Source organism: Rathayibacter oskolensis, assembly GCF_900177245.1.
Lineage (GTDB): Bacteria > Actinomycetota > Actinomycetes > Actinomycetales > Microbacteriaceae > Rathayibacter > Rathayibacter oskolensis.
In genome coordinates this window covers 623,377-644,717 of the sequence record NZ_FXBM01000001.1, presented here as the reverse complement: position 1 = coordinate 644,717, position 21,341 = coordinate 623,377, and the positions used below count along the sequence as shown (strand labels likewise).

Genomic DNA, 21,341 nt, shown 5'->3' with positions numbered 1-21,341 from the left:
CCTCACCGAAGCTCCGGCAGTGCCGCTCTCGCCTCCGCGGCGTCCGAGCCGGCCGCCGTCAGCAGATCGACGGCGAGCGGCCGCAGGATCACGAGGAGGGTCTTTTCGGCGAGACGTGCGTCGGGGATCAGCTCCTGGGGGTCGAGCGTCGTCGCCAGGAGGACGAGATCCTGCCGGGCGAGGGCGAGGGCGGCCGGCTCCGACAGCGCGCGGGCGAGCAGTGCGATCCCCGGCCCGAACGAGGCGACCGCGTCGGCGAGCTGCGGCCTCGGCCTGCCGTCGCCGACGAGGAAGTCGGTGCGTCGGGCGACGATCCGCAGATTCCGCGTCGCCAGATCGAGGGCGTCGAGCATCGCGCGCTGACGCTCGAGGCCGCCGCGGTGCTTGCGGATGAAGGGCGAGATCCTGGCGATCCCGATGGCCGACTCGAGGGCGGCCGACCAGCCGTCGATGACCGGCTGCGTCCCCCGGATCCGCTCGAGAGCCGCGGCCGAGGCGCTCGCGTCTCCTCTGCGGAGAGCATCGGCCAGCTCGTCGATCGTCGTCGCGAGCGTCGCGAGGAGGCGGCGCCCCTCCGCCCGAGCCGTCCGGAGCGGGTTGCGCGGCACGATCGCGGTGCACAGGAGGGCCGCGAGACCGCCGACCAGTCCGTCCAGACTCCGGGTGAAGACACCGCCGTCGGGAGCCGGCAGGATCATCACGAGCATCGCCTGGGTGCCGGCCGCGACCGCGAATCCCGGCGCCGGCGAAAGGGCGCGCCCGAGCGTGAACACGATCGCGAGGACGACCGCCAGCTGCCACACGCCCGTGCCCCACAGCAGCAGGAGGGCCTCACTCGCCGCGATGCCGATGAGCATCCCGAGCGCCGTCTCGGCCACCTGCTTCGGCCGCGTGTCGCGGGCGATGCCGAGGCTCGAGATCGTGGCCGTGAGCGACAGCACCGGGGCCGGGTGCCCGAAGACGAAGCGCGACACCGAGTAGGCGAGGATCGCGGCGAGCACGATCTGCAGCACCGCGGGCAGCGACGCCGCCGCACGGGCGAGCCCCCTCCCCGGGCTGAACCCGTCGCCGATCAACCGACGGAGCGCCTCGGCCGCCCGGTCCCGACGCTCGGGAGGTGCGGCCGCCACGGCGCGGCCTACCTGGTCGTCGCCCCGAGGCGGGGCAGGCGGGGCACTCCCGCCTCCGCTCCGGCTCCGGGCGGGACGACGACCTCCTGCGCGGCCGCGACGCGGACCTCGCCGGCGATCACGGTCAGCTCGAGATCGACGGGGACGGAGCGCTTGACGACGGCGAGTGCGATCGGTCCGTCCTCGAAGTGCCAGGCGCTCGAGGTGACCGTGCCGACCTCGACGGGCTCGCCGCCCCGGGGCGCGGTGACGACGTCGCCGTGAGCGGGGAGCGCCGAGTCGGATCCGTCGAGCTGGAGCAGCACGAGCCTGCGGGGCGGGTGGCCGAGGTTGTGGACCTTGGCGACGGTCTCCTGCCCGCGGTAGCAGCCCTTCGCGAGGTGCACGGAGGAGCGCAGCAGATCGAGCTCGTGCGGGATCGAGCGCTCGTCGACCTCGGTCGCGTGCCGGGGCCGCCACGCGGCGATCCGGAGCGCCTCGAGCGCGTCCGAGCCGGCGAGGGCGACCCCCGCCTCCGCGGCGCTCCCCGCGAGGACGCCGAGCGCCGCGCGGGGCACGAGCGTCTCGCGGTAGTGCCAGTGGGCGGCGGGGTGGCCCTCGACCGCGGCGTACTGCCAGCCGCCCGGCTGCACCTGCGCCCACGGGTCGAGCCAGCTGATGGCCCCCTCGCCCGCCGTGACGAGCGCGAACGACGCAGCGGAGGCGTCGCCGAGGGTTCCGAGCGTCGCGAAGTCGCCTGTGCGATCGGCGACCTCGACGCGCAGGAGGAAGCGCATCCGGTCGAGCCAGGCTGCGAGCCCCGCGGTCTCGTCGCGGTCGAGGAGCAGCCAGGCCGTCTCGCCGTCGTCGACCACGCGGATGACGTGCTCGATGCGACCGGTGTGGTCGAGGAGGAGCGTCTCGGCCGAGTCGCCGGGGGCGAGCCTCGTCAGCGCCTGGCTGGTGACGGAGTCGAGCCAGGTGAGCCGGTCGGGACCGGTGACGGTGACGACTCCGCGGCTGGAGAGGTCGACGACGGCGGTGCCCGCGGCGAGCGCGCGCTGCTCGCGGAACGGCTCGCCGTAGTGCGCGGCAACGCCCGGTTCGGCGGCGCTCGTCGTCGCGACGGCCCCGTCGACCGCGAGCAGCGGAGAGAGTGCGGTGGCGGTGGCGTCAGTCGACACGGGCGAGCCTTCCTGAGGCGTGGGTGCGGAGGCCCTGACCGAGCGCGGCGATGTCCCAGGCCCAGAGCAGGTGGTCGTCGACGAGGCCGTAGAGGCGGGTCGCCGCGGCGTAGTCCTTCGCGGCGGCGGTGCGCATGACCGCGTCGGTCGCGAGGTCGATGCGCGGCCCCTTGACCTGACCGAGGTAGAGCTCGCTGACGCCGTCGGGGTGCACGAGCGAGACCTCGATGTCGAAGCCTCCCGCTGCGTTGCGGAGCGTCTCGACGGACTCGGCGTCGGGGTAGGCGGGTGCCCCGCGGCCGGGGAGCATCGCGGGACCGGCATCGGCGTCGGTGAGCGGCCGGCTGAGACGCCAGTAGCCCGTCTCGCTCACGAGCGGGCGATGGCCGACCTCGCTGCCGTCCTCGATCAGCCAGGTGTAGGAGCTGTAGTTGAGGTAGGGCAGACCGTCGTAGCTGAAGCTGATGCGGTGACCGAACTCGGCCTGGACGGAGGAGTCGCCGACGGCGTAGTCGACGACGCCCGAGCCCTCCCACACTCCGAGGAGCCAGGAGAACGGGACGAGTTCGGGCGGCAGGCCCGAGGGGAGCGAGATCACACCTGCTCTGACCGGCGGCTAGCGCTGGCCGCGGTAGAGCTTGAAGACGACGATGCCCGAGACCCACGCGATCGCGAGGGAGGCGAGCCCGAGCAGTCCGAGGTAGAAGAGTTCGAGGGCGAGAAGCATGAGCCCATCCTACCCGGCGGCTCCGACACGGAGGGTGGGAACAACCCGTCCGCGAGGAGCGTCAGAGAGAGGCGAGCGCCGCCACCGCGCTGCCGACCGCCACGATGATCATCGCGCCGACCATGCTCGTCATGGTCCGGATCAGATAGCCGGAGGCCCGGGCGACGGCCAGCTGCACCGCGAAGGTGGCGAGGACGCAGCCGCCGAAGGTCAGCGCGAGCCAGATCTGCACCGATCCGGCCGGGGCGACGATCAGCGTGACGACGGAGCCGACGAGCGCGAGCGCCCAGACGATGCCGATGCCCACGCGATCGCTGCTCATCCGTCAATTGTGCCCCAGGCGATCGGCCCTCCCGGGCCGCCGCTAGTATTGCGGCAGAACAGTTCTGGAGGATCCGTGGCGCAGTTGCTGATACTGACCTCTGCGGGGGGCACCGAGGTACTTCCCGCGCTGGGGCTCCTCAGCCACAAGACGCGGCAGATCCCGGCCGAACCCGCCCAGCTCGTGAACGCACCGAGCTGCGATCTCATCTTCGTCGACGCACGGCAGGACCTCGCCAGCGCGAAGTCCCTCTGCAAGATCCTCACCACCACGGGCATCAACGTCCCGCTCATCCTCATCCTCACCGAGGGCGGTCTCACCGCGGTGAGCGCCGACTGGGGCGTGAACGACGTGATCCTCGACTCCGCGGGGCCGGCCGAGGTCGACGCCCGCATCCGCCTGGTCATCGGGCGACTCGCGCAGGAGCAGTCGGCGTCGCGGATCCAGGCGTCCGGCGTGGTCATCGACGAGGCGAGCTACTCGGCGAAGGTGCACGGGCGGCCGCTCGATCTCACCTTCAAGGAGTTCGAGCTCCTGCGCTTCTTCGCCACCCACCCGTCGCGGGTGTTCACGCGCGAGCAGCTGCTCAGCGAGGTCTGGGGCTACGACTACTTCGGCGGGACGCGCACGGTCGACGTGCACGTGCGGCGCCTCCGAGCCAAGCTCGGCGACCTCGAGTCGCTCATCGGCACCGTCCGCAACGTCGGATACCGCTTCAACGTCTACGAAGAGGACAATGAGCGAATCGCTCAATCTCTCGGTTGAGAACCTGGCCGACCCCACCGTGTCGGCCGGTCTCGAGCACCTGATCGGTCGCGCCTCCTGGTTCGACGGGCAGCCGCCGTTCAGCGACCAGACCCTGGTCGACGCCCGGGCCGGATCCCGCACGCTGCTCATCGGCCTCCGGGCCGACGTGGTCGTCGCGGCCGCCGTCCTGGGTCAGGGCGAGCTCGAATTCGTGGTCGATCCGGAGTGGCGGGGCGTCGGCTTCGGGCGCGCGACGCTCGAGCAGGTGCTCGCCGGCGGCCGGACAGGTCTTCTCGCCTGGGCGCACGGCGACCACCCCGCCGCTCGGGCTCTCGCGGCCTCGCACGGCTTCGCTCCGGTCCGGACGCTCCTGCACCTCGCCCTCGATCCGCTCACCGCGCCGGTCGTCACCGTGCCAGACGGCTACGTCCTCTCGGATGCGAGCGGGCTCGATCCGGCCGAGTGGGTCGCGCTGAACGCGCGGGTCTTCGCGGCGCACCCGGAGCAGGGCCGCCTCACCGAGGACGACCTGGCGGCGCGCCGCGCCGAGGCCTGGTTCGACGACGGCGACTTCCTGCTCCTCCGCGACGCCGACGGCCGCCTCGTCGGCTACGACTGGCTCAAGATCGAGCCCGGATCGACGACCGGAGAGATCTACGTCCTCGGGGTCGCTCCGGAGACCGCCGGCAAGGGGCTCGGCCGCACGCTCCTCGGGGCCGGTCTCGCGCGCATGGTCGAGCGCGGCTGCACCGCCGCCGATCTGTACGTCGAGGCCGAGAACCACTCGGCGGTCGCCCTCTACCGCTCCCTCGGCTTCACCGACGCGTCCGTCGACGTGCAGTACCTGCAGCGGCGCCCGGCGGTCCGCTGAGCCGGAGGCTCCTCCACCGTCCGCGTTCATCCGGCGTTCCCCACGCGTGGAGCGGACCGCGCGGACGCGGTGCCAGGATGGACGCATGGATGGCGACAACCTGCTTCTCGAAGACGGACTGAGCGACGACCTCGACGACGACTTCGACGACGAGGAGGAGCACCCCGACCCCCTGCTCCCCGACAACCGCTACCTCGACCGCGAGCTCAGCTGGCTGGCGTTCAACCAGCGCGTGCTCGAGCTCGCCGAGGATCCGCTGGTTCCGGTGCTCGAGCGGGCGAACTTCCTCGCGATCTTCTCGTCGAACCTCGACGAGTTCTTCATGGTGCGGGTCGCGGGGCTGAAGCGCCGCATCCTCACCGGCCTCGCCCTGCCGACGAACATCGGCCGCGTTCCGGTCGACGTGCTCACGGACATCTCCGAGAAGGCCCACCTGCTGCAGCAGCGCCACTCGCGGGCCTACAAGGAGCTGGTGGAGCCGGCGCTGCGCGATGCCGGGATCGACATCGTGCGGTGGAACGAGCTGAGCGACGCCGAGCGCGCCGTGCTCGACGACTACTTCTCGGCGCAGATCTTCCCCGTGCTGATGCCGCTCGCGGTCGACCCCGCGCACCCGTTCCCCTACATCTCGGGGCTGTCGCTCAACCTGTCGGTGCGCGTGCGGAACCCCAAGACGCAGAAGACCGAGTTCGCGCGACTCAAGGTGCCGCAGATGCTGCCGCGCTTCGTGCGCATCGCCGGCGTGGCCGCCCCCGGCGAGCCCACGCGCTTCATCTCGCTCGAGGACCTGATCGCGAACCAGCTCGACGACCTCTTCCCGGGCATGGAGATCATCGATCACCACGTCTTCCGGATCACCCGCAACGAGGACGTCGAGGTCGACGAGGACGAGACCGAGAACCTCATCAAGGCGCTCGAGAAAGAGCTCCTGCGACGCCGGTTCGGCCCGCCCATCCGCCTCGAGGTGACCGACGACATGGACGACGAGACCCTCGGGCTCCTCGTCCGCGAGCTCGACATCACCACGCAGGAGGTCTACAAGCTCCCGGCTCCGCTGGATCTCGGCGGGCTCTTCAGCCTGCAGAAGATCGACCGGCCCGACCTCAAGTACCCCAACCACGTGCCGACGACGGCGGCGCAGCTCTCGCCGAGCGAGCCGAACCAACGCCAGGACATCTTCAAGGCGGTCTCGCGCGGCGACGTGCTGCTGCACCACCCCTACGAGTCCTTCGCGACGAGCGTGCAGGCGTTCCTCGAGCAGGCGGCCGCCGATCCCGACGTGCTCGCGATCAAGCAGACGCTGTACCGCACTTCCGGCGACTCCCCCATCGTCGAGGCGCTCATCGACGCGGCGGAGTCGGGCAAGCAGGTGCTCGCCCTGGTCGAGATCAAGGCGCGGTTCGACGAGCAGGCCAACATCTCGTGGGCGCGCAAGCTCGAGAAGGCCGGCGTGCACGTCGTCTACGGCCTGGTCGGCCTGAAGACCCACTGCAAGCTCGCGCTCGTCATCCGCCAGGAGAAGGGCGGCGTGCTGCGGCACTACTCCCACATCGGCACCGGCAACTACAACCCGAAGACCTCCCGGATCTACGAGGACCTCGGGCTGCTGACGGCCGACCCCGAGGTCGGGAAGGACCTCACGAGGCTGTTCAACGAGCTGTCGGGCTACGCGATCGAGAAGAAGTTCAAGCGCCTGCTCGTCGCTCCGAGGCACCTGCGCAAGGGACTGCTCAAGCGCATCGAGGCCGAGACCGAGAACGCGCGCGCGGGCCGCCCCTCCGGAATCCGCATCAAGGTCAACTCGATCGTCGACGAGTCGGTGATCGACGCCCTCTACCGCGCCAGCCAGGCGGGCGTGCCGGTCGATGTCTGGGTCCGCGGCATCTGCGGACTGAAGCCGGGCCAGGAGGGGCTCTCCGAGACCATCCGCGTCCGCTCGATCCTCGGGCGCTACCTCGAGCACTCCCGCATCTTCAGCTTCGTGAACGGCGGCGAGCCCGAGGTCTACATCGGCAGCGCCGACATGATGCACCGCAACCTCGACCGCCGGGTCGAGGCGCTGGTGCGCATCGTCGAGCCCGCGCACCTCGGCGAGATCGACGACATGTTCGAGCGCGCGATGGACGCGAAGACCGCGTCGTGGTGGCTCGGGCCGGACGGCACCTGGACCAGGCATCACCTGGACGAGGACGGGGCTCCCCTGTCCGACCTCCAGAACCGGCTGATGCAGCACATCACGCACCGCAAGCGCGCCGCATCGCGAGCCGCCTCGCGGGTCTCGAACCGCTGACGCCGTGGCGGGGACCGTCTTCGCAGCAGGAGCCGTGTGCTGGCGGATCATCGAGGGGCGCCCGCACATCCTCGTGATCCACCGGCCGCACCGGAAGGACATCAGCCTCCCCAAGGGCAAGGTCGATCCGGGCGAGTCCCCGCCCGAGACGGCCGTGCGCGAGATCCGGGAGGAGACGGGACTCGCGGTGGCGCTCGGCGTCCCACTGGGCTCGACCGAGTACACCCTCCCCAACGGGCGCCCGAAGACGGTGTACTACTGGGCCGCGCGCGTGACCGAGAAGGCCGTGCTCGCCTCCGACTTCCTCCCCAACGACGAGGTCGAGGCGCTCGAGTGGGTCACCCTGAAGCGGGCACGGGGATACCTGAGCTACCCGCACGACGTGGCCGTCGTCGACGAGTTCGCGAGGATCGCGGGGCGCGGCACGCTCGACACCTTCGCGATCGTCGTGCTGCGGCACGGGAAGGCGGTGCCTCCCTCCTCCTGGGACGGCCGCGACTCGACCCGGCGGCTGAACGGGAGGGGCACGGACGAGGCCGCCGCCGCGGGACGCGCGATCAGCGCCTGGCGCCCGCGCCGCCTCGTCTCGAGCACCGCGAAGCGCTGCCGGGCGACGATCGCGCCGCTCTCCTCCCTTCTCAAGCGGCCGGTCCGCCTCTCGGAGGACATCAGCCAGGAGGCGTTCGAGCGGGGCACCGCCGACATCCGGTCGGTGGTCGGCAAGCGCGTCCGCGCGCGCAAGTCGGCCGTGCTCTGCAGCCACGGACCGGTCATCCCCGAGATCCTGCGCGAGATCGCACTGGCGACAGCGACTCCGCTCGGCGACTACCTCGACGAGGCGTCGGCCCTGCCCACCGGAGGCTTCGCCGTCGTGCACCTCTCGACCGAGCATCCGGGCTCGGGGATCGTCGCGATCGAGACGCACACGCCGCTCGGCTGACGCCATCCGCACGCGGTTCCTCGACGTGTCCGGCAGGAGGCGAACCCTGCGACGATCGCGCGGATCCGGCAACGGGCCACCCCGCCGTTCATCCCTCGTTCACCGAGGAGACGGTGCCAGGACACGCCTGCTCCGTACTCTCGCCTGCGGGCCGCACCAAGCCCTGTTCTGTTTTCCATGCTTTCCTACCCGAAAGGGATACTTGTGCGTTTCTCGCGTCTCGGCCAGGCGGCCGTCATCGCCGCCGTCGCAGCCATCACGCTGACCTCCTGTGCAGCCAACGAAGGGGACACCGCTCCCGCCGACGGCTCCTCCTCCGGTGAGGCCAGCAGCCTCGAGGGCACCCTCAACGGCATCGGCGCCTCCTCGCAGGGTTCCGCCCAGGAGACCTGGGTCGCCGCCTTCCAGGGTGCCAACCCCGGCGTCACCGTCAACTACTCGCCCGACGGCTCCGGCGCGGGCCGCGAGGCGTTCATCGCCGGCGGCGCCGACTTCGCCGGCTCCGACCGCGCGCTCAACCTCGAGGAGCTCGACGGCTCCTTCGGCAAGTGCGCCGAGGGCACCTCGGCCATCGACGTCCCGGCCTACATCTCGCCGATCGCGATCGTCTTCAACGTGGAGGGTCTCGACGAGCTGAACCTCGACGCCGCCACCGCCGCGGGCATCTTCAAGGGCACCATCACCAAGTGGAACGCCCCCGAGATCGCCGAGCTCAACCCCGACGCGACGCTCCCCGACGCCAACATCACCGCGGTGCACCGCTCGGACGACTCGGGCACCACCGAGAACTTCGCGGCGTACCTCAACACGACCGCCCCCGACGTCTGGGACGCGGAGCCGGACGGCGTCTGGCCCTACGAGGGCGGCGAGGCGGCCCAGGGCACCTCGGGCGTCATCGACACCGTGACCAACGGCCAGAACACCATCGGCTACGCCGACGCCTCGCGCGCCGGTGACCTCGGCACCGCCAAGGTCAAGGTCGGCGAGGAGTTCGTCGAGTACTCCCCGGAGGCCGCTGCCGCGATCGTCGACGCCTCCCCCGAGGCGACCGACCGTCCCGAGAACGACATCGCGTACGAGATCGACTACGCCACCGAGGAGGCCGGCGTCTACCCGGTCGTCCTGGTGAGCTACCTCATCGCGTGCCAGGAGTACCAGGACCCCGCGACGGCTGAGCTCGTCAAGGCGTACCTCGGCTACGTGACCAGCGACGAGGGCCAGGCCGAGGCCGCCTCCTCCGCCGGCGCCGCGCCGCTCTCCTCCGAGCTCTCGGCCCAGGTCGCGACCTCGATCGAGTCCATCCAGTAGCACCCCCTCGAGAGGCGGTCCCGACCACAATGGGTTCGGGGCCGCCTCTCGGCTCGACACCCGACACCACCTCGAACGCAGGGAACCCACATGAGCACCGTTGAGCGGCCAGTCGGCGCCATCAAGGCGAAGCAGCGACCGGCCGACCGGATCTTCGCCGGATCGGCCGTCGCCTCGGGCACGCTGATCCTCATCATCCTGGCCGCCGTCGCCCTCTTCCTCGTCGTCCAGTCGATCCCTGCACTCACTGCACCCTCGGACGACATCTCGGGGGGCGCGGGCTTCTGGGCCTACGTCGGGCCCCTGGTCTTCGGAACGGTGTACGCGGCAGCCCTCGCGCTGGTGGTGGCCGTCCCGATCTCGATCGGAATCGCCCTCTTCATCTCGCACTACGCGCCCCGCCGGCTCGCGCAGGGTCTCGGCTACATCATCGACCTGCTCGCCGCCGTGCCGTCGGTGGTCTTCGGCCTCTGGGGCATCACCGTCCTCGCGCCGTTCGTGCAGCCCTTCTACACGTTCCTCACGGACGCGTTCGGCTGGTTCCCCCTCTTCGCCGGCCCCGTCTCGGGAACCGGCCGCACCATCCTCACCGTCGCGCTGGTGCTCGCCGTGATGATCCTCCCGATCGTCACCGCGATCTCGCGCGAGGTGTTCCTGCAGACGCCGACCCTCCACGAGGAGGCGGCGCTCGCCCTCGGCGCGACCCGCTGGGAGATGGTCCGCACCGCGGTCCTGCCCTTCGGCCGCCCCGGCATCATCTCGGCCTCGATGCTCGGCCTCGGCCGCGCGCTCGGCGAGACCATGGCCGTCGCGATCGTCCTCTCGCCCTCGTTCGTCGTGAACTTCGCTCTGCTGCAGTCGACCAACTCGAACACCGTCGCCGCGAACATCGCGCTGAGCTTCCCCGAGGCCTACGGCCTGAAGATCAACGAGCTGATCGCCTCGGGCCTGATGCTGTTCATCATCACGCTCCTCGTCAACATGCTCGCCCGCTACATCATCAACCGCCGCAAGGCCTTCTCGGGAGCGAACTGATGGTCACGATCACTCCGCCCAGGCAGCGCCGCGTCGAGGACGCCCCGCTCGCCCCGGTCAACACCCTCACGAACGGGCAGCTGCCCAAGTGGGCGCCCGCCGCCCTCCTCGTCGGCAGCCTCGCGATCATGGCGCTCGTCTACGGACTCCTCGCCGCCTCCGGCACCACCGAGGGCTTCGACGTCGTCGGCACGGTGTTCTTCGCCGCGGTGCTCTACACGATCGCCGTCTTCGTCCTCGCGCGGCTCATCGAGGGGGCGCGCCGGGCGACCGACCGCGTCGTCACGACTCTCGTCACCGCCGCGTTCGTCATCGCGCTGATCCCGCTGATCTCGCTCATGTACACGGCCGTCACCGCGGGCGCCGCACGCTTCGACATCCTCTTCTTCACCTCCTCGATGCGCAACGTCGTCGGTGAGGGCGGCGGAGCGCTGCACGCCATCATCGGGACGCTCATCATCACGGCGATCGCTGCGGTCATCTCGATCCCGATCGGCCTGATGACGGCCATCTACCTGGTCGAGTACGGCCGGGGGACGCTCGCTCGCGGCATCACCTTCTTCGTGGACGTCATGACCGGCATCCCCTCGATCGTCGCGGGCCTGTTCGCCTACGCGCTCCTCGTCCTCTTCTTCGAGCCCGGCGTCCGGATGGGCTTCGGCGGTGCGGTGGCGCTGTCGGTGCTGATGATCCCGGTCGTCGTCCGCTCGACCGAGGAGATGCTGCGACTGGTGCCCAACGAGCTGCGCGAGGCGTCGTTCGCCCTCGGCGTGCCGAAGTGGCTCACGGTCGTCAAGATCGTCCTCCCCACCTCGATCGCCGGCATCGTCACCGGCGTCATGCTCTCGATCGCCCGAGTCATCGGCGAGACCGCGCCGCTCCTGATCGTCGCCGGCTTCACGCAGTCGATGAACTACAACCCGTTCGACGACCGGATGATGACCCTCCCGGTCTACGTCTTCCGTCAGTACGCGGACCAGGGCTCCGACGCCGCCGCCTACCTCGATCGGGCCTGGACCGGCGCGCTGGTCCTCATCCTGATCGTCATGATCCTCAATCTCCTCGCACGCCTGGTCGCGCGCACCTTCGCCCCCAAGCTCGGCCGCTAACCCTAAGGATCTCCGTTGTCCAAGCGCATCGAAGTCAACGACCTCAACGTCTACTACAGCAAGTTCCTCGCGGTCGAGGGAGTCGGTCTCACCATCGAGCCCCGCACCGTCACCGCCTTCATCGGCCCCTCCGGCTGCGGCAAGTCGACCTTCCTCCGCACGCTCAACCGCATGCACGAGGTGATCCCCGGCGCCTACGTCGACGGCGAGGTGCTGATCGACGGAAACAACCTCTACGGCCAGGGCGTCGACCCGGTGCTCGTCCGCCGCCAGGTGGGCATGGTCTTCCAGCGCCCGAACCCGTTCCCGACGATGTCGATCCGCGACAACGTGCTCGCGGGCGTCAAGCTGAACAACCGCCGCATCTCGAAGTCGGACGCCGACTCGCTCGTCGAGAAGTCGCTCCAGGGCGCGAACCTGTGGAACGAGGTCAAGGACCGCCTCGACAAGCCGGGCTCCGGCCTCTCGGGCGGCCAGCAGCAGCGTCTCTGCATCGCCCGCGCGATCGCCGTCTCTCCCGACGTGCTGCTGATGGACGAGCCCTGCTCGGCCCTCGACCCCATCTCGACGCTCGCGATCGAGGACCTCATCGAGGAGCTGAAGAACGAGTACACGATCGTGATCGTGACGCACAACATGCAGCAGGCCTCTCGCGTCTCGGACCGCACCGCGTTCTTCAACATCGCGGGCACCGGCAAGCCGGGCAAGCTCATCGAGTACGACGACACCGCGACGATCTTCTCGAACCCGTCGGTCCAGGCGACCGAGGACTACGTGTCGGGCCGCTTCGGCTGATCCGACTCGTCGACGCAGAAGAGCCGCACTCCCTCGGGGGTGCGGCTCTTCTGCGTCGTGGCTCGTGGCCGGCGGCTCAGGCGGTGGGGATCGCCAGGATCGGGTCGGTGGTGGGAGCGTCGGCGCCGCCCGCGTCCTCGACCGTCACGGCGACCACGGCGCCATCGGCGAGCGTGCCCTCGAGCGGCACGACGGTGCGGCCGTCGCCTCCGTCGAAGATCCCTGCGGGAACGGCGCCGGAGCTGCCGATGTACCAGAGCTCGTAGGTCTTGTCGTCGGGCAGCGCGGCGAGGTCGTCGACGACGAGCGCGGAACGGCCGAGCGAACTCGACCAGACGAGCGTCGCCTCCTCCCCCGTGGCGACGGCGCCGGTGGTCTCCTGCGCGTCGGGCGCGCTCCGGATCTCCTCCAGCGCCGTCAGCTGCTGGGTCTGAGAGGCATCCGGCGAGAGCAGCGGCGGGAGGGTCACCCCGCCCACGATGATGACCGCGGCGGCCGCAGCAGCCGAGAGGTAGACGGCGGGCCGGGCGAACCAGCGGCCGCGGGCCCTGGTCTCGGCGCTGTGGCGGGCCGATGCCGGTTCCTCCGGAGCCGCGGGGTCGACGGCTCGGAGCACGGGAGGAGCCTGGGTGGCGCCCGTCGTCTCGTCGGCCAGCTGCGGCGTCGTGGCGATCAGGGCCATCAGATCGGCCTTGAGCGCCGGTGAGGGAGCCACTGCCGGCGCGGAGGCGGCGAGAGCCTGCGCGACCGCGGAGAACTCGTCGGCCTCGCTCCGCGCCTCGGGGTTCGTGGCGAGGTACTGCTCGTAGCGCGCCTGCTCCTCGGGAGTCAGGATGCCGAGGGCGTGGCCGGCAGCGAGATCGCGAGGGTCACCCGCGCTGCTGGAGCTCTGCTCGTCGTTCACAGGGCCACTCCCATCTCTTCTCGAAGTCTGATCATTCCATCGCGCAAGCGCGTCTTCACGGTACCTACGGGGCACTGCAGGATCTTCGCGATCTCGCTGTGCGAATACCCTCCGTAGTAGGCGAGCTGAAGTGCCTGCCTCTGCAGTTCGGTGAGGCGGCCCATGGCGACCGCGACCTTCTCGTGCTCGAGGGACACCTCCGCCTGCTCGGCGACCTGGTCGTACTCACGACCGAGATCTCGGATACCGATGCGCACGTCCCGGTCGCGGCCCGCTTGAGCCGCACGTACCCGATCGATGGCCCTGCGGTGTGCCATCGTGAGGATCCAGGTCGTCGCGCTTCCTTTATTCGGAGCGAATCGTCCCGCGGTTTGCCAGATCTCGAGGAACACCTCCTGGGCGACCTCCTCGGACTGCGCGCGGTCGACGAGGACGCGCGTGATCAGCCCCAGGACCCGGGAGGCGACGAGATCGTAGAGCTCGGAGAAGGCGCGCTGGTCGCCGCCCGCGATGCGCTCGAGGAGCGCTCCGGCATCGGCCGTGGTGTTCTCGCTCATCCGCGTTGCCCCGCTCGTGACCGGTTCTTGAGGTTCCGGGTCATCCAGAAGGCTGTCACGGCGAGACCCGCGATCACGACCGACACTTCGAGCGGGTGCGTCACCACGCGCACGTCGAGCGCGAAGGCGCCCAGATCGAGGAGGGCCGGATCGGACAGCCGGGGCGAGAGCCAGAGGGAGATCACGCCGACGGCCGCGGCGGTCAGCCCCGGGTAGCTCCTCGGTCGGACGAGGACCCAGAGGCCGGCGAGGACGTCGAGAACCGCGAGGGTGCGCATGATCGCCCCCTGCGAGAGGACGACTCCGGTGCCGAGCAGGGCCCCCTCGGCCGAGTCGACTCCCGGAGCGGCTAGGAGGTAGAGGACCGCGCTGACCAGCAGACCGAGACCGGCCCAGAGCCGCGCACCGATCCTGAACGCTCTGACGTTCTTCATCCGGGTGTCGCCTGTCTGTCGGGGACTCTGACGAGCTGGGAGGCCTCGCCTCCGCTCCCCGCCACTGGGCCCTCGCCCGACCCGCGGTCTCGCGAGCAGAGAAGGGGCCGGACCGCGGGAACGCCTCTCGGCGCGAGGCCGCTCGAAGCGGCTATAAGTGGAGCCCGGGGTTACCGCGATCCGGCCTCAGCCAGTGTAACGGCTGCCCCCCTGCCGCCCGCGAGCCGCGTTCGCGGTCGGTGAACGCGGTGGCGTGCGGGTTGCTACTCGAGCGAGTCGCTGCGCCAGAGGCGCGCGCAGCCGACCAGCTCGGACGCGGTCGTCGACAGGCGCAGCGCGCGAGTGGTCAGCTCGCTCGCCCGGGTCTCGTCGATCAGCTCGAGATCGTCGGCCACCGAGGCGGCACCGGAGGCGCTCACCCGGCAGAACGCGGCGGCGCGGTCGAGCGCCACGGCGAAGTCGCCGTCGAAGACACCGCGGAGGATGCGGTCGGCCAGCTCGGTGATCTCGGCCGGCCCGGTGGGGGTGACGGCTCCTGCGACGACCGGGTCGATCGTGGCCGAGAGCTCGACGCCGCGCTGATAGAGGAAGCTCGTGCTCTCCGGGTCCTGGCGGATCACGAGCCGGAGGAGGTAGAGGCGCCAGAGCGCGCCCGGCAGGCTCGCCGCGCTCGATCGCGCCCAGAGCTCGGCCAGGGCGTCGATGCCGTGGTGATCGGTGTACTCGACCAGGCGGTCGATGATCACCGGGTCGGGGTCGTTGCGGACGCGGCTGAGCAGCGCGATCGCCGTCTCGTGCGCGACGCGGGTGATCTGGGCCGGGTCCTCTCCCCCCTGGAACGCCTCGAAGACGTGGGAGGGGAACTTGGTCGGCTTGTGGAAGCCGTCTGTCATGGGGCCGCCTTCCGCGGTCGGTGCCGAGCGCGCTGATGCGTTCCCGGGGTTCGAGGAGGGTAACGCGCGGGCGGCCCGGGGTATGCCCCGGCGCACTCGGGACGGGCCCGCCTCGCCGGTGGCGGCGGGGCGCTACCCTTGATGCCGCGGGCCTCTAGCTCAGTTGGCAGAGCAGCGGACTTTTAATCCGCGGGTCGTCGGTTCGAGCCCGACGGGGCCCACCAGCGATCCGGTGCTATCACCATCGCCCGCGCCGGTCCGCCCGATCGGCTGCACGCTGTCCGGCCTCTCACGGAGGGACCGAGCCCGGTGGGATCAGTCGCGGAGGCGCAATGCCTCCGATGGTTCGTGCCACGCCCGACATTTCGGAATTACCCGAAATAAGGCGTCTCTCAACGACGGAGCAGGGAGAGACCTCGATGAGTGGAACAGCAGGAGTGATCGGTCACGTCGACGTGGCAGGGGAGGACATCGGCGCGCTGTCGGCCTTCTATCAGAGGGTGTTCGGCTGGACTGTCGAGTCGCGGGGGCCGGGATACGCGCAGGTGACCACTCCGACCCTCCGCGGCGCACTCGTCGAGGCGCCGCAGTCGTCGATGACGCTCGGCATCGTCGTGGAGGATCTCGACAGCGCGCTGGCGGAGGCGGTGACGGCGGGCGGCCGGGTCGTCATGCCCGCGACCGACAACGGCTGGGTGCTGAAGGCCCAGGTCGAGGACCCGGCCGGGAACGTGATGACGCTGATCCAGAAGTGAGTGCTGCGGACCTCACGGAGGCCCTCCGGGCTCTCGCCCACCCCGACCGCCGCGAGTTCGTCCGCGCGTGTGCCGGCGCTGAACGATCGGCCGGAGATCTCGCGGAGCTCTCGAGCCTCTCGCTCGCCTCGGTGTCGGAGCACCTCAAGGTGCTGCGGAAAGCCGGACTGCTCGTGCTCGACCGGCGCGGGCGGCACTGGATGTACCGGGCGGACTCGGCGCTGCTCACGGCGATCGCGGAGGCGGTCGCGAGCCTCGGCGACGACGACGTCCGAGGCGCGAGCACGATGACGATGACGACTCCCTCGACGCCCCTCTGAGCAGTGCCGACGGGGCGTTCACTCCTGAAGCAGAGCCGAGCGCCGGAGCCCGCGGGGCTCGGGTCCACGGTGGCGAAGAGGGGTCAGAGGGTTCCGGGCACCGGTAGTCCTCGCACACCCGCGAATCGGGCTGCAACGGCGTCATCGCGCGTCACTCGTGGCACGGCGACCAGACGTCGTCCGCGAAGTCGCGCGGATCGTCGCCGACCAGGAGGCGCCAGACGCCTCCGTGATGATCGAGCAGGCGGCCCTGGACGATCTCGGAGGCCCATCCGTCGTCGGTGCGGTGCCAGCGGACGAGGCGCAGTGTGACGGCGGTGCGGGAGCCGACTCGGGGGGACATCATCGTCCTTTCACGTCGTGGCGACGCTCGGAGGGTGGGTCTGCTCCGCGGGGCGGGTGCTCGACCGGGAGGGGTGGTGGGGGGTCGCAGGGCCGCACTCGCGAGCGCGCGGTGGTGGCTCCCGATGTGTTCGGAGGGAGTGGGTCTCGATACGCCGCCGCGGCGGCTACTCGACCAGCAAGGAAGGGGCGGCTGCGCGGTTCCGGCCGGGACCGCGCCCCGGAGGGCGGGACGGCCGGCGGAAAGGGGTCGCCGACCGTCCCGCGTGGGCTCACCGCGTCGGATCGTCGGGCCAGAAGCAGACCATCGTCATGGTGGAGCGGTAGAAGAGCGTCTTGGCGTCGACCCTGTCGACGGGACGGTCCTCGTCGTCGGGGTAGACCTCGGCGGCGGAGTCGACTCCCGGCGGCAGGCACGCGTCCTGCGCGACGTAGCGCGCGGGCTTCTTCGGGGCGTACCAGTCTCCGTCGCCCTGGTCCGTGCCGGGGATGAAGGACGGGATCCGCGTGTACGAGCAGAGCAGCGTCAGCGATGCTCCACTGCGCACGAAGCGGTAGCTCGTCGTGCTGAGGCTGATGTCGGGAGAGCCGGGGAGCAGTGCACCGTAGTAGCAGGTGCCGTTCGACGAGATGTCGGACGAGGCGAAGTCGTCGAGATTCGCCCCCGCGTTGTGATCGGCGAGAGCGGGAGTCGCGGCGGCGCCCACCAGGGCGGCAGCGGCGGCGAGAGCGAGGACGGAGGAACGGAAGGACGGCATGGACGGTCTCCTCATCGAGACGGCGTCGGCGCGGGGCGTCGGCAGTGGCGGGACGCTCGACGAGCGAGCGGCGGCGGAGACGTGCGCGTGGGAGGCGACAGCACTGTCGCCCGCACGGAGGTCCCGCAGGCGTCCGGCGGACCGGATGACCCGAACTCTAGACCGCTGAGCGGCGGGTGTCTGCCCCCTGCGAGGTCACGATGAGTCGTCGGTGATCAGGGTCAGAAGACGAGGCGCCGCGCGCGCATCCTCCGGGAGCGGCGGCGCAGGACGCGGTCGCTCGGGCCGAAGGATCCCGCCTCGAGGAGGAGCCTCAGCGACTCGGCGACCTGACGCGCGAGACGCGGATCGATCCCGCCCGGGATGCGCACGGCGTCGATCAGATCGAGTGCCGCCTGCGTGGTGCGAGTGATCGCCATGGCCGAACACTACGAAGCGGCGGAGAGCCGCGGCGCACCCCGGCTCGGGGGCGCGCGACGGCATCATTGCTCAGCCGTCGCGCGCCGGAGGGACTGCTCAGCTCGAGCTGCCGTCGCCGCGGCCGGTGGCCGACTGCAGGCGGTCGATGTGCTCCGACGCCTGCGCCTTGGTGAGGTCGGCGGGCAGGGTCTCGCCCGCCTCGCGGGCCAGGGTGTCGAGGTAGCTGCGCTGCGGGCCGGTCATCGGCTCGTCGCCGGTGACCCAGTCGGACGGATCCTTGCTGGCGCTGGTGTCGCTGGAGGCGTCGGCGCGGGCACCGAGCACCTCGCCTTCGGTCTTGACGTCGGGATCGGTGGTGTTGTCATCGCTCATGCTGCGACGCTACGCCCGACCACCGACACCGACGAGGGCTTGCGCAGTCGCCGCTCCCCCTCCGGGTGGGGTCACGACCCGAAGACGGCGTGGGCGAGCGTGAAGATCACCAGCCCGGCGAGCGACCCGACGACCGTGCCGTTGATGCGGATGAACTGCAGGTCCTTGCCGACCTGCAGTTCGAGCTTCTCGGAGGTCTCTCGCGGGTCCCAGCGCCCGATCGTCTCGCCGATGATGCTCGCGATGTCGGTGCGGTAGCGGTCGACGAGATTGGCGGCGACGGTGCCGATCCAGGCGTCGACCGTCGAGGCCAGCGCCTGATCGGTCGAGAGCCGGCGCCCGAGGTCGACCACGATCGACTCGATGCTCGCGCGCAGCGGGCTGGCGGGGTCGTCCATCGCCCCGAGCAGCGACGCCTTCGTCGTCTCCCAGACGTCGCCGGCCAGCTCGCGCACGCGCGGACTGTCGAAGGCGCGGTTCTTGATCTCCTCGACCCGCGCGATCAGGTCGGGGTCGGTTCCGAGATCCCTCGCGAGGGTGGCGAGGTAGCCGTCGATGGCGATGCGGAACGGGTGACCCTGGTCGTCGCGGACGGCGCCGACGAAGACGAGGGCCTCGTGGTACAGCCGCTCGTCGACGGCCCTGCTCACGGCGGAGGGCAGCCAGCTCGGGAGGCGGCCGCTGACCATCCGCGTGAAGCTCTGCGGGTTCGCGACGAGCCACGCCTCCGCCTGCTCGACCAGGGTGTCGACGAGGCGGCGGTGGTGACCCGACTCGACGATCCCGCCGACCAGCGACCCCAGCGGCGGCCCCCACTGCGGATCGAGCAGATGCCGGCGCGCCAGCGCCTCGATGACCCGCTGCACGTCGGAGTCGTCGAGCAGCGCGATCGCCGCGCGGACCGCCGCCGCGCTCCCGCCCCCCACGCGCTGGGCGTTGGCGGGCTCGGAGAGCCACTCGCCCGCCCGGCGCGCGATACCGAACGAGTCGAGCTTCTCGCGCACGATCGCCCCGCGGAGGAAGTTCTCCTCGACGAACTGCGCGAGGCTCGCGCCGATCTCGTCCTTCTTCGTGGGGATGATCGCCGTGTGCGGGATCGGGAGCCCCAGCGGCCGGCGGAACAGTGCCGTCACCGCGAACCAGTCGGCGAGCGCGCCGACCATCCCGCCCTCGCTGGCGGCGCGCACCCACTGCAGCCACGGGTACCGGCCCTGCAGGGCGAACGAGACGGTGAACACGATCGCCATCAGGATCAGCAGCCCGGTGGCCAGGCGCTTCATCCGGACGAGGGCGGCCCGCTTCTGCGCGTCGTCCCGTCCGGCGGAGGTGGTCGTCGTCATGACGAGGAGGGGAACCCCTCGTGGCGGATGCCCCAGGAGACGGTCCACTCCTCCCCCGGCTCGAGCCAGCGCAGACCCCGGCCGGAGTTCAGCGCGTCGGCCGGCGCGGTCATCGGCTCGACGGCGATGGCCGTCTTGACGTCGTCGCCCTCGGGGTAGATGCGGGTGATGAAGACCTGGATGTAGTTGTGGGAGGCGTCGGCCCAGAGCAGCACGCGGCGACCGTCGGCCGCGCTCACCCCGTGCACGCTCTCGCCGTCGACGACGGTCACGTCGGCCCACGCGTCGTCGAGCTCGAGGTCGCCGATGCGGCGCCCCGAGCGGAGGTCCCAGTCGGTGCCGTCGACGGGGCTCTGACCCGTGGGGTTGAGGCGCTCGTCGACCTCGATGTGCACGGCGGCGTCGACCGTGATCGTGAGCTCGTCGGTCGGGATGTCGCCGATCGCGAGGAAGGGGTGCGTGCCGATCGCGACCGGCGCCTCCTCGGGCCCGACGTTGACGACCCGGTGCACGACGGTGAGGCCGTCGGCCGTCAGCTCGTAGCGAACCGTGCTCTCGAGGTGGAACGGCCAGCCGCGCTGGGGGACGACGGGAGCCGCGAGCTCGACGAACGCCGGACCCTCCTCGACGAGCCGGTACGAGGCGGTGGTGAGCAGACCGTGGATCGCGTTGGAGTACTTGGGCTCGGTGATGTCGAGCTGGAGCGTGCGTCCCCCGTGGTGCCACTTGCCGTCCTTGACCCGGTTGGGCCACGGCATCAGCACGATCCCCGAGCAGAAGGGCGGGATCACGGTCTCGGGGTACCCGGCGGTGATCTCGACTCCGTCGACGGAGAGGTGGCGCAGCCCTGCGGCCACCTCCGTGACGACGGCGTGCAGCGTGCGTCCCTCGGCGGTGAGATCGAGTGCGAACTGGCGCCCGGTTGCGGGGGCGGGAGTGAAGTCGGCCATGGCTGAATCCTACGGACTGACGCTGCGACGACGGGGCGCGACGGGTGCCTCCGAGGTGCCGCAGCGCGTGACGGCCAGACCCGCCGCTTCGAGGCGGGCCACGAGCTCGTCGGAGGCGCCGGCACCGGTCAGCAGTCGGTCGAACTCGGCGGCGCCCGCGACGCGACCGAGGTCGACGACGCCCAGCTTGCGGGAGTCGGCGACCACGACGCGTCGCGCGGCCGCGTGCAGCATCCGCCGCTTGAGCGTCGCCTCGGGGAGATTCACGTTGGTCACCCCGGCGTCGGGGTGCACGCCGGTGCAGCCGATGAACACGACGTCGGCCCGGAGCCGCTCGAGCACCTCGGAGGCGAGCGGCTCGACGAGCGAGTGCTGCAGCGGGCGCAGCGTGCCCCCGGTGACCACGACCGTGAAGCGCGGGATGGCGGGCTCGAGGGCGAGCGCCGTCGAGAGCCCGTTGGTGATGACGGTGACGTCGCGGAGGTCGTCGCGCGCCACCAGCGCGTGGGCGATGGCGAGCGGAGTGGAGCCCACGTCGAGGATGACGCTCTGGCCCGACGCGACGGAGGCGGCGGCCTCGCGCCCGATCGCGGCCTTCTCGTCGGAGGCGGCGGCGAGGCCCTCCTCGAGGGAGCGCTCGCCGCGACGCTCCGCGGAGGGGATCGCGCCGCCGCGGACCCGCTGGACGACTCCCTCGTCGGCGAGCTGATCGAGATCGGAGCGCACGGTCACGACCGAGACGCCGAGCCTGTCGGCGAGGTCGGCGACCGAGACGAAGCCGAGCTGCTGGGCCAGGACGCTCATGCGCACTCGGCGCTCGAGAGCCGAGCGGCCCTCCTGCTCGCCCTCGGCTCCCATC

General features: G+C 71.0%; 25 protein-coding genes and 1 tRNA gene. 11 read left to right on the top strand and 15 right to left on the bottom strand.

The genetic code is table 11. From position 1 onward, the window contains the following. Positions 1-2: 2 nt before the first annotated feature. The 4 genes from B9Y99_RS03225 to B9Y99_RS03210 all read right to left on the bottom strand — a co-directional run bounded on the left by B9Y99_RS03225 (position 3) and on the right by B9Y99_RS03210 (position 3,342). Positions 3-1,130: an FUSC family protein gene (locus B9Y99_RS03225; RefSeq protein WP_129587871.1), complete on the bottom strand. Its 1,128-nt coding sequence runs from the start codon at positions 1,128-1,130 to the stop codon at positions 3-5. A gap of 8 nt (positions 1,131-1,138) precedes the next feature. Further along, the gene (gene ygfZ, locus B9Y99_RS03220; protein WP_085475140.1) at positions 1,139-2,293 is read right to left on the bottom strand and encodes a CAF17-like 4Fe-4S cluster assembly/insertion protein YgfZ; all 1,155 of its coding nucleotides are present in this window, start codon (positions 2,291-2,293) and stop codon (positions 1,139-1,141) included. Further along, a complete protein-coding gene (locus tag B9Y99_RS03215) occupies positions 2,283-2,891 on the bottom strand; it encodes a nitrobindin family protein (protein WP_085475139.1) in 609 nt (202 codons plus the stop codon). Before B9Y99_RS03215 ends, ygfZ begins: the two co-directional genes overlap by 11 nt. Before the next feature lie 190 nt (positions 2,892-3,081). Further along, positions 3,082-3,342: a hypothetical protein gene (locus B9Y99_RS03210; RefSeq protein ID WP_085475138.1), complete on the bottom strand. Its 261-nt coding sequence runs from the start codon at positions 3,340-3,342 to the stop codon at positions 3,082-3,084. Positions 3,343-3,417: 75 nt separating this feature from the next. On the opposite strand from B9Y99_RS03210, the gene B9Y99_RS03205 reads away from it, so the two are divergent. From B9Y99_RS03205 to pstB, 8 genes are all read left to right on the top strand, one after another. Then, on the top strand, positions 3,418-4,107 hold the full coding sequence (locus B9Y99_RS03205) for a winged helix-turn-helix domain-containing protein (RefSeq protein WP_085475137.1): 690 nt from the start codon (positions 3,418-3,420) through the stop codon (positions 4,105-4,107). Then, positions 4,079-4,960 carry a mycothiol synthase gene (mshD, locus tag B9Y99_RS03200; protein ID WP_085475136.1) on the top strand — a complete coding sequence of 294 codons (882 nt, stop codon included), beginning with the start codon at positions 4,079-4,081 and terminating at the stop codon, positions 4,958-4,960. The genes B9Y99_RS03205 and mshD overlap by 29 nt, the downstream gene beginning before the upstream one ends. Before the next feature lie 85 nt (positions 4,961-5,045). Further along, positions 5,046-7,250, top strand: coding sequence for an RNA degradosome polyphosphate kinase (locus B9Y99_RS03195; protein ID WP_085475135.1), 2,205 nt, complete (start codon positions 5,046-5,048; stop codon positions 7,248-7,250). Positions 7,251-7,254: 4 nt separating this feature from the next. Further along, complete coding sequence (locus B9Y99_RS03190) at positions 7,255-8,190, top strand: NUDIX hydrolase (RefSeq protein ID WP_085475134.1); 936 nt, start codon at positions 7,255-7,257, stop codon at positions 8,188-8,190. Positions 8,191-8,394: 204 nt separating this feature from the next. Continuing rightward, complete coding sequence (locus B9Y99_RS03185) at positions 8,395-9,498, top strand: phosphate ABC transporter substrate-binding protein PstS (RefSeq protein WP_085475133.1); 1,104 nt, start codon at positions 8,395-8,397, stop codon at positions 9,496-9,498. A 90-nt stretch (positions 9,499-9,588) separates the two neighbouring features. After that, the gene (gene pstC / locus B9Y99_RS03180; RefSeq protein ID WP_085475132.1) at positions 9,589-10,533 is read left to right on the top strand and encodes a phosphate ABC transporter permease subunit PstC; all 945 of its coding nucleotides are present in this window, start codon (positions 9,589-9,591) and stop codon (positions 10,531-10,533) included. After that, positions 10,533-11,642 (top strand): phosphate ABC transporter permease PstA, encoded by a 1,110-nt coding sequence (gene pstA / locus B9Y99_RS03175; RefSeq protein ID WP_085475131.1) that lies wholly within the window; start codon positions 10,533-10,535, stop codon positions 11,640-11,642. The genes pstC and pstA overlap by 1 nt, the downstream gene beginning before the upstream one ends. Positions 11,643-11,657: 15 nt before the next feature. After that, positions 11,658-12,437, top strand: coding sequence for a phosphate ABC transporter ATP-binding protein PstB (gene pstB / locus B9Y99_RS03170; protein ID WP_085475130.1), 780 nt, complete (start codon positions 11,658-11,660; stop codon positions 12,435-12,437). A gap of 76 nt (positions 12,438-12,513) precedes the next feature. Here the strand turns inward: pstB and B9Y99_RS03165 are convergent, their stop codons facing one another. The 4 genes from B9Y99_RS03165 to B9Y99_RS03150 all read right to left on the bottom strand — a co-directional run bounded on the left by B9Y99_RS03165 (position 12,514) and on the right by B9Y99_RS03150 (position 15,225). After that, the gene (locus tag B9Y99_RS03165) at positions 12,514-13,341 is read right to left on the bottom strand and encodes an anti-sigma factor (protein WP_085475129.1); all 828 of its coding nucleotides are present in this window, start codon (positions 13,339-13,341) and stop codon (positions 12,514-12,516) included. Further along, positions 13,338-13,898: an ECF RNA polymerase sigma factor SigK gene (sigK, locus tag B9Y99_RS03160; RefSeq protein ID WP_085475128.1), complete on the bottom strand. Its 561-nt coding sequence runs from the start codon at positions 13,896-13,898 to the stop codon at positions 13,338-13,340. Before sigK ends, B9Y99_RS03165 begins: the two co-directional genes overlap by 4 nt. Beyond that, positions 13,895-14,332: a hypothetical protein gene (locus B9Y99_RS03155; protein ID WP_085475127.1), complete on the bottom strand. Its 438-nt coding sequence runs from the start codon at positions 14,330-14,332 to the stop codon at positions 13,895-13,897. The genes sigK and B9Y99_RS03155 overlap by 4 nt, the downstream gene beginning before the upstream one ends. A gap of 263 nt (positions 14,333-14,595) precedes the next feature. Beyond that, positions 14,596-15,225: a DNA-directed RNA polymerase subunit beta gene (locus B9Y99_RS03150; RefSeq protein ID WP_085475126.1), complete on the bottom strand. Its 630-nt coding sequence runs from the start codon at positions 15,223-15,225 to the stop codon at positions 14,596-14,598. 148 nt (positions 15,226-15,373) lie between these two features. Here B9Y99_RS03150 and B9Y99_RS03145 point away from each other — a divergent pair. From B9Y99_RS03145 to B9Y99_RS18405, 3 genes are all read left to right on the top strand, one after another. Next, positions 15,374-15,449, top strand: a tRNA-Lys gene (locus B9Y99_RS03145). A 195-nt stretch (positions 15,450-15,644) separates the two neighbouring features. Next, positions 15,645-15,980 (top strand): VOC family protein, encoded by a 336-nt coding sequence (locus tag B9Y99_RS18410; RefSeq protein WP_165759522.1) that lies wholly within the window; start codon positions 15,645-15,647, stop codon positions 15,978-15,980. Beyond that, positions 15,977-16,300 (top strand): ArsR/SmtB family transcription factor, encoded by a 324-nt coding sequence (locus B9Y99_RS18405; protein WP_165759521.1) that lies wholly within the window; start codon positions 15,977-15,979, stop codon positions 16,298-16,300. The genes B9Y99_RS18410 and B9Y99_RS18405 overlap by 4 nt, the downstream gene beginning before the upstream one ends. A gap of 151 nt (positions 16,301-16,451) precedes the next feature. On the opposite strand, the gene B9Y99_RS03135 is transcribed toward B9Y99_RS18405, so the two are convergent. The 7 genes from B9Y99_RS03135 to B9Y99_RS03105 form a co-directional block, all read right to left on the bottom strand. Then, the gene (locus B9Y99_RS03135; protein ID WP_085475124.1) at positions 16,452-16,643 is read right to left on the bottom strand and encodes a hypothetical protein; all 192 of its coding nucleotides are present in this window, start codon (positions 16,641-16,643) and stop codon (positions 16,452-16,454) included. 271 nt (positions 16,644-16,914) lie between these two features. Beyond that, positions 16,915-17,400: a hypothetical protein gene (locus tag B9Y99_RS03130; protein WP_085475123.1), complete on the bottom strand. Its 486-nt coding sequence runs from the start codon at positions 17,398-17,400 to the stop codon at positions 16,915-16,917. Positions 17,401-17,621: 221 nt separating this feature from the next. Next, on the bottom strand, positions 17,622-17,819 hold the full coding sequence (locus B9Y99_RS03125; RefSeq protein WP_085475122.1) for a hypothetical protein: 198 nt from the start codon (positions 17,817-17,819) through the stop codon (positions 17,622-17,624). Between the two features lie 97 nt (positions 17,820-17,916). Then, positions 17,917-18,192, bottom strand: a complete 276-nt coding sequence (locus B9Y99_RS03120) for a DUF3072 domain-containing protein (protein WP_085475121.1) — start codon at positions 18,190-18,192, stop codon at positions 17,917-17,919. Positions 18,193-18,263: 71 nt separating this feature from the next. After that, positions 18,264-19,532, bottom strand: coding sequence for a DUF445 domain-containing protein (locus B9Y99_RS03115; RefSeq protein ID WP_085475120.1), 1,269 nt, complete (start codon positions 19,530-19,532; stop codon positions 18,264-18,266). Beyond that, on the bottom strand, positions 19,529-20,482 hold the full coding sequence (locus tag B9Y99_RS03110) for an aldose 1-epimerase family protein (protein WP_085475119.1): 954 nt from the start codon (positions 20,480-20,482) through the stop codon (positions 19,529-19,531). The genes B9Y99_RS03115 and B9Y99_RS03110 overlap by 4 nt, the downstream gene beginning before the upstream one ends. Positions 20,483-20,491: 9 nt before the next feature. After that, a complete protein-coding gene (locus B9Y99_RS03105; RefSeq protein ID WP_085475118.1) occupies positions 20,492-21,340 on the bottom strand; it encodes a DeoR/GlpR family DNA-binding transcription regulator in 849 nt (282 codons plus the stop codon). Position 21,341 lies beyond the last annotated feature (1 nt).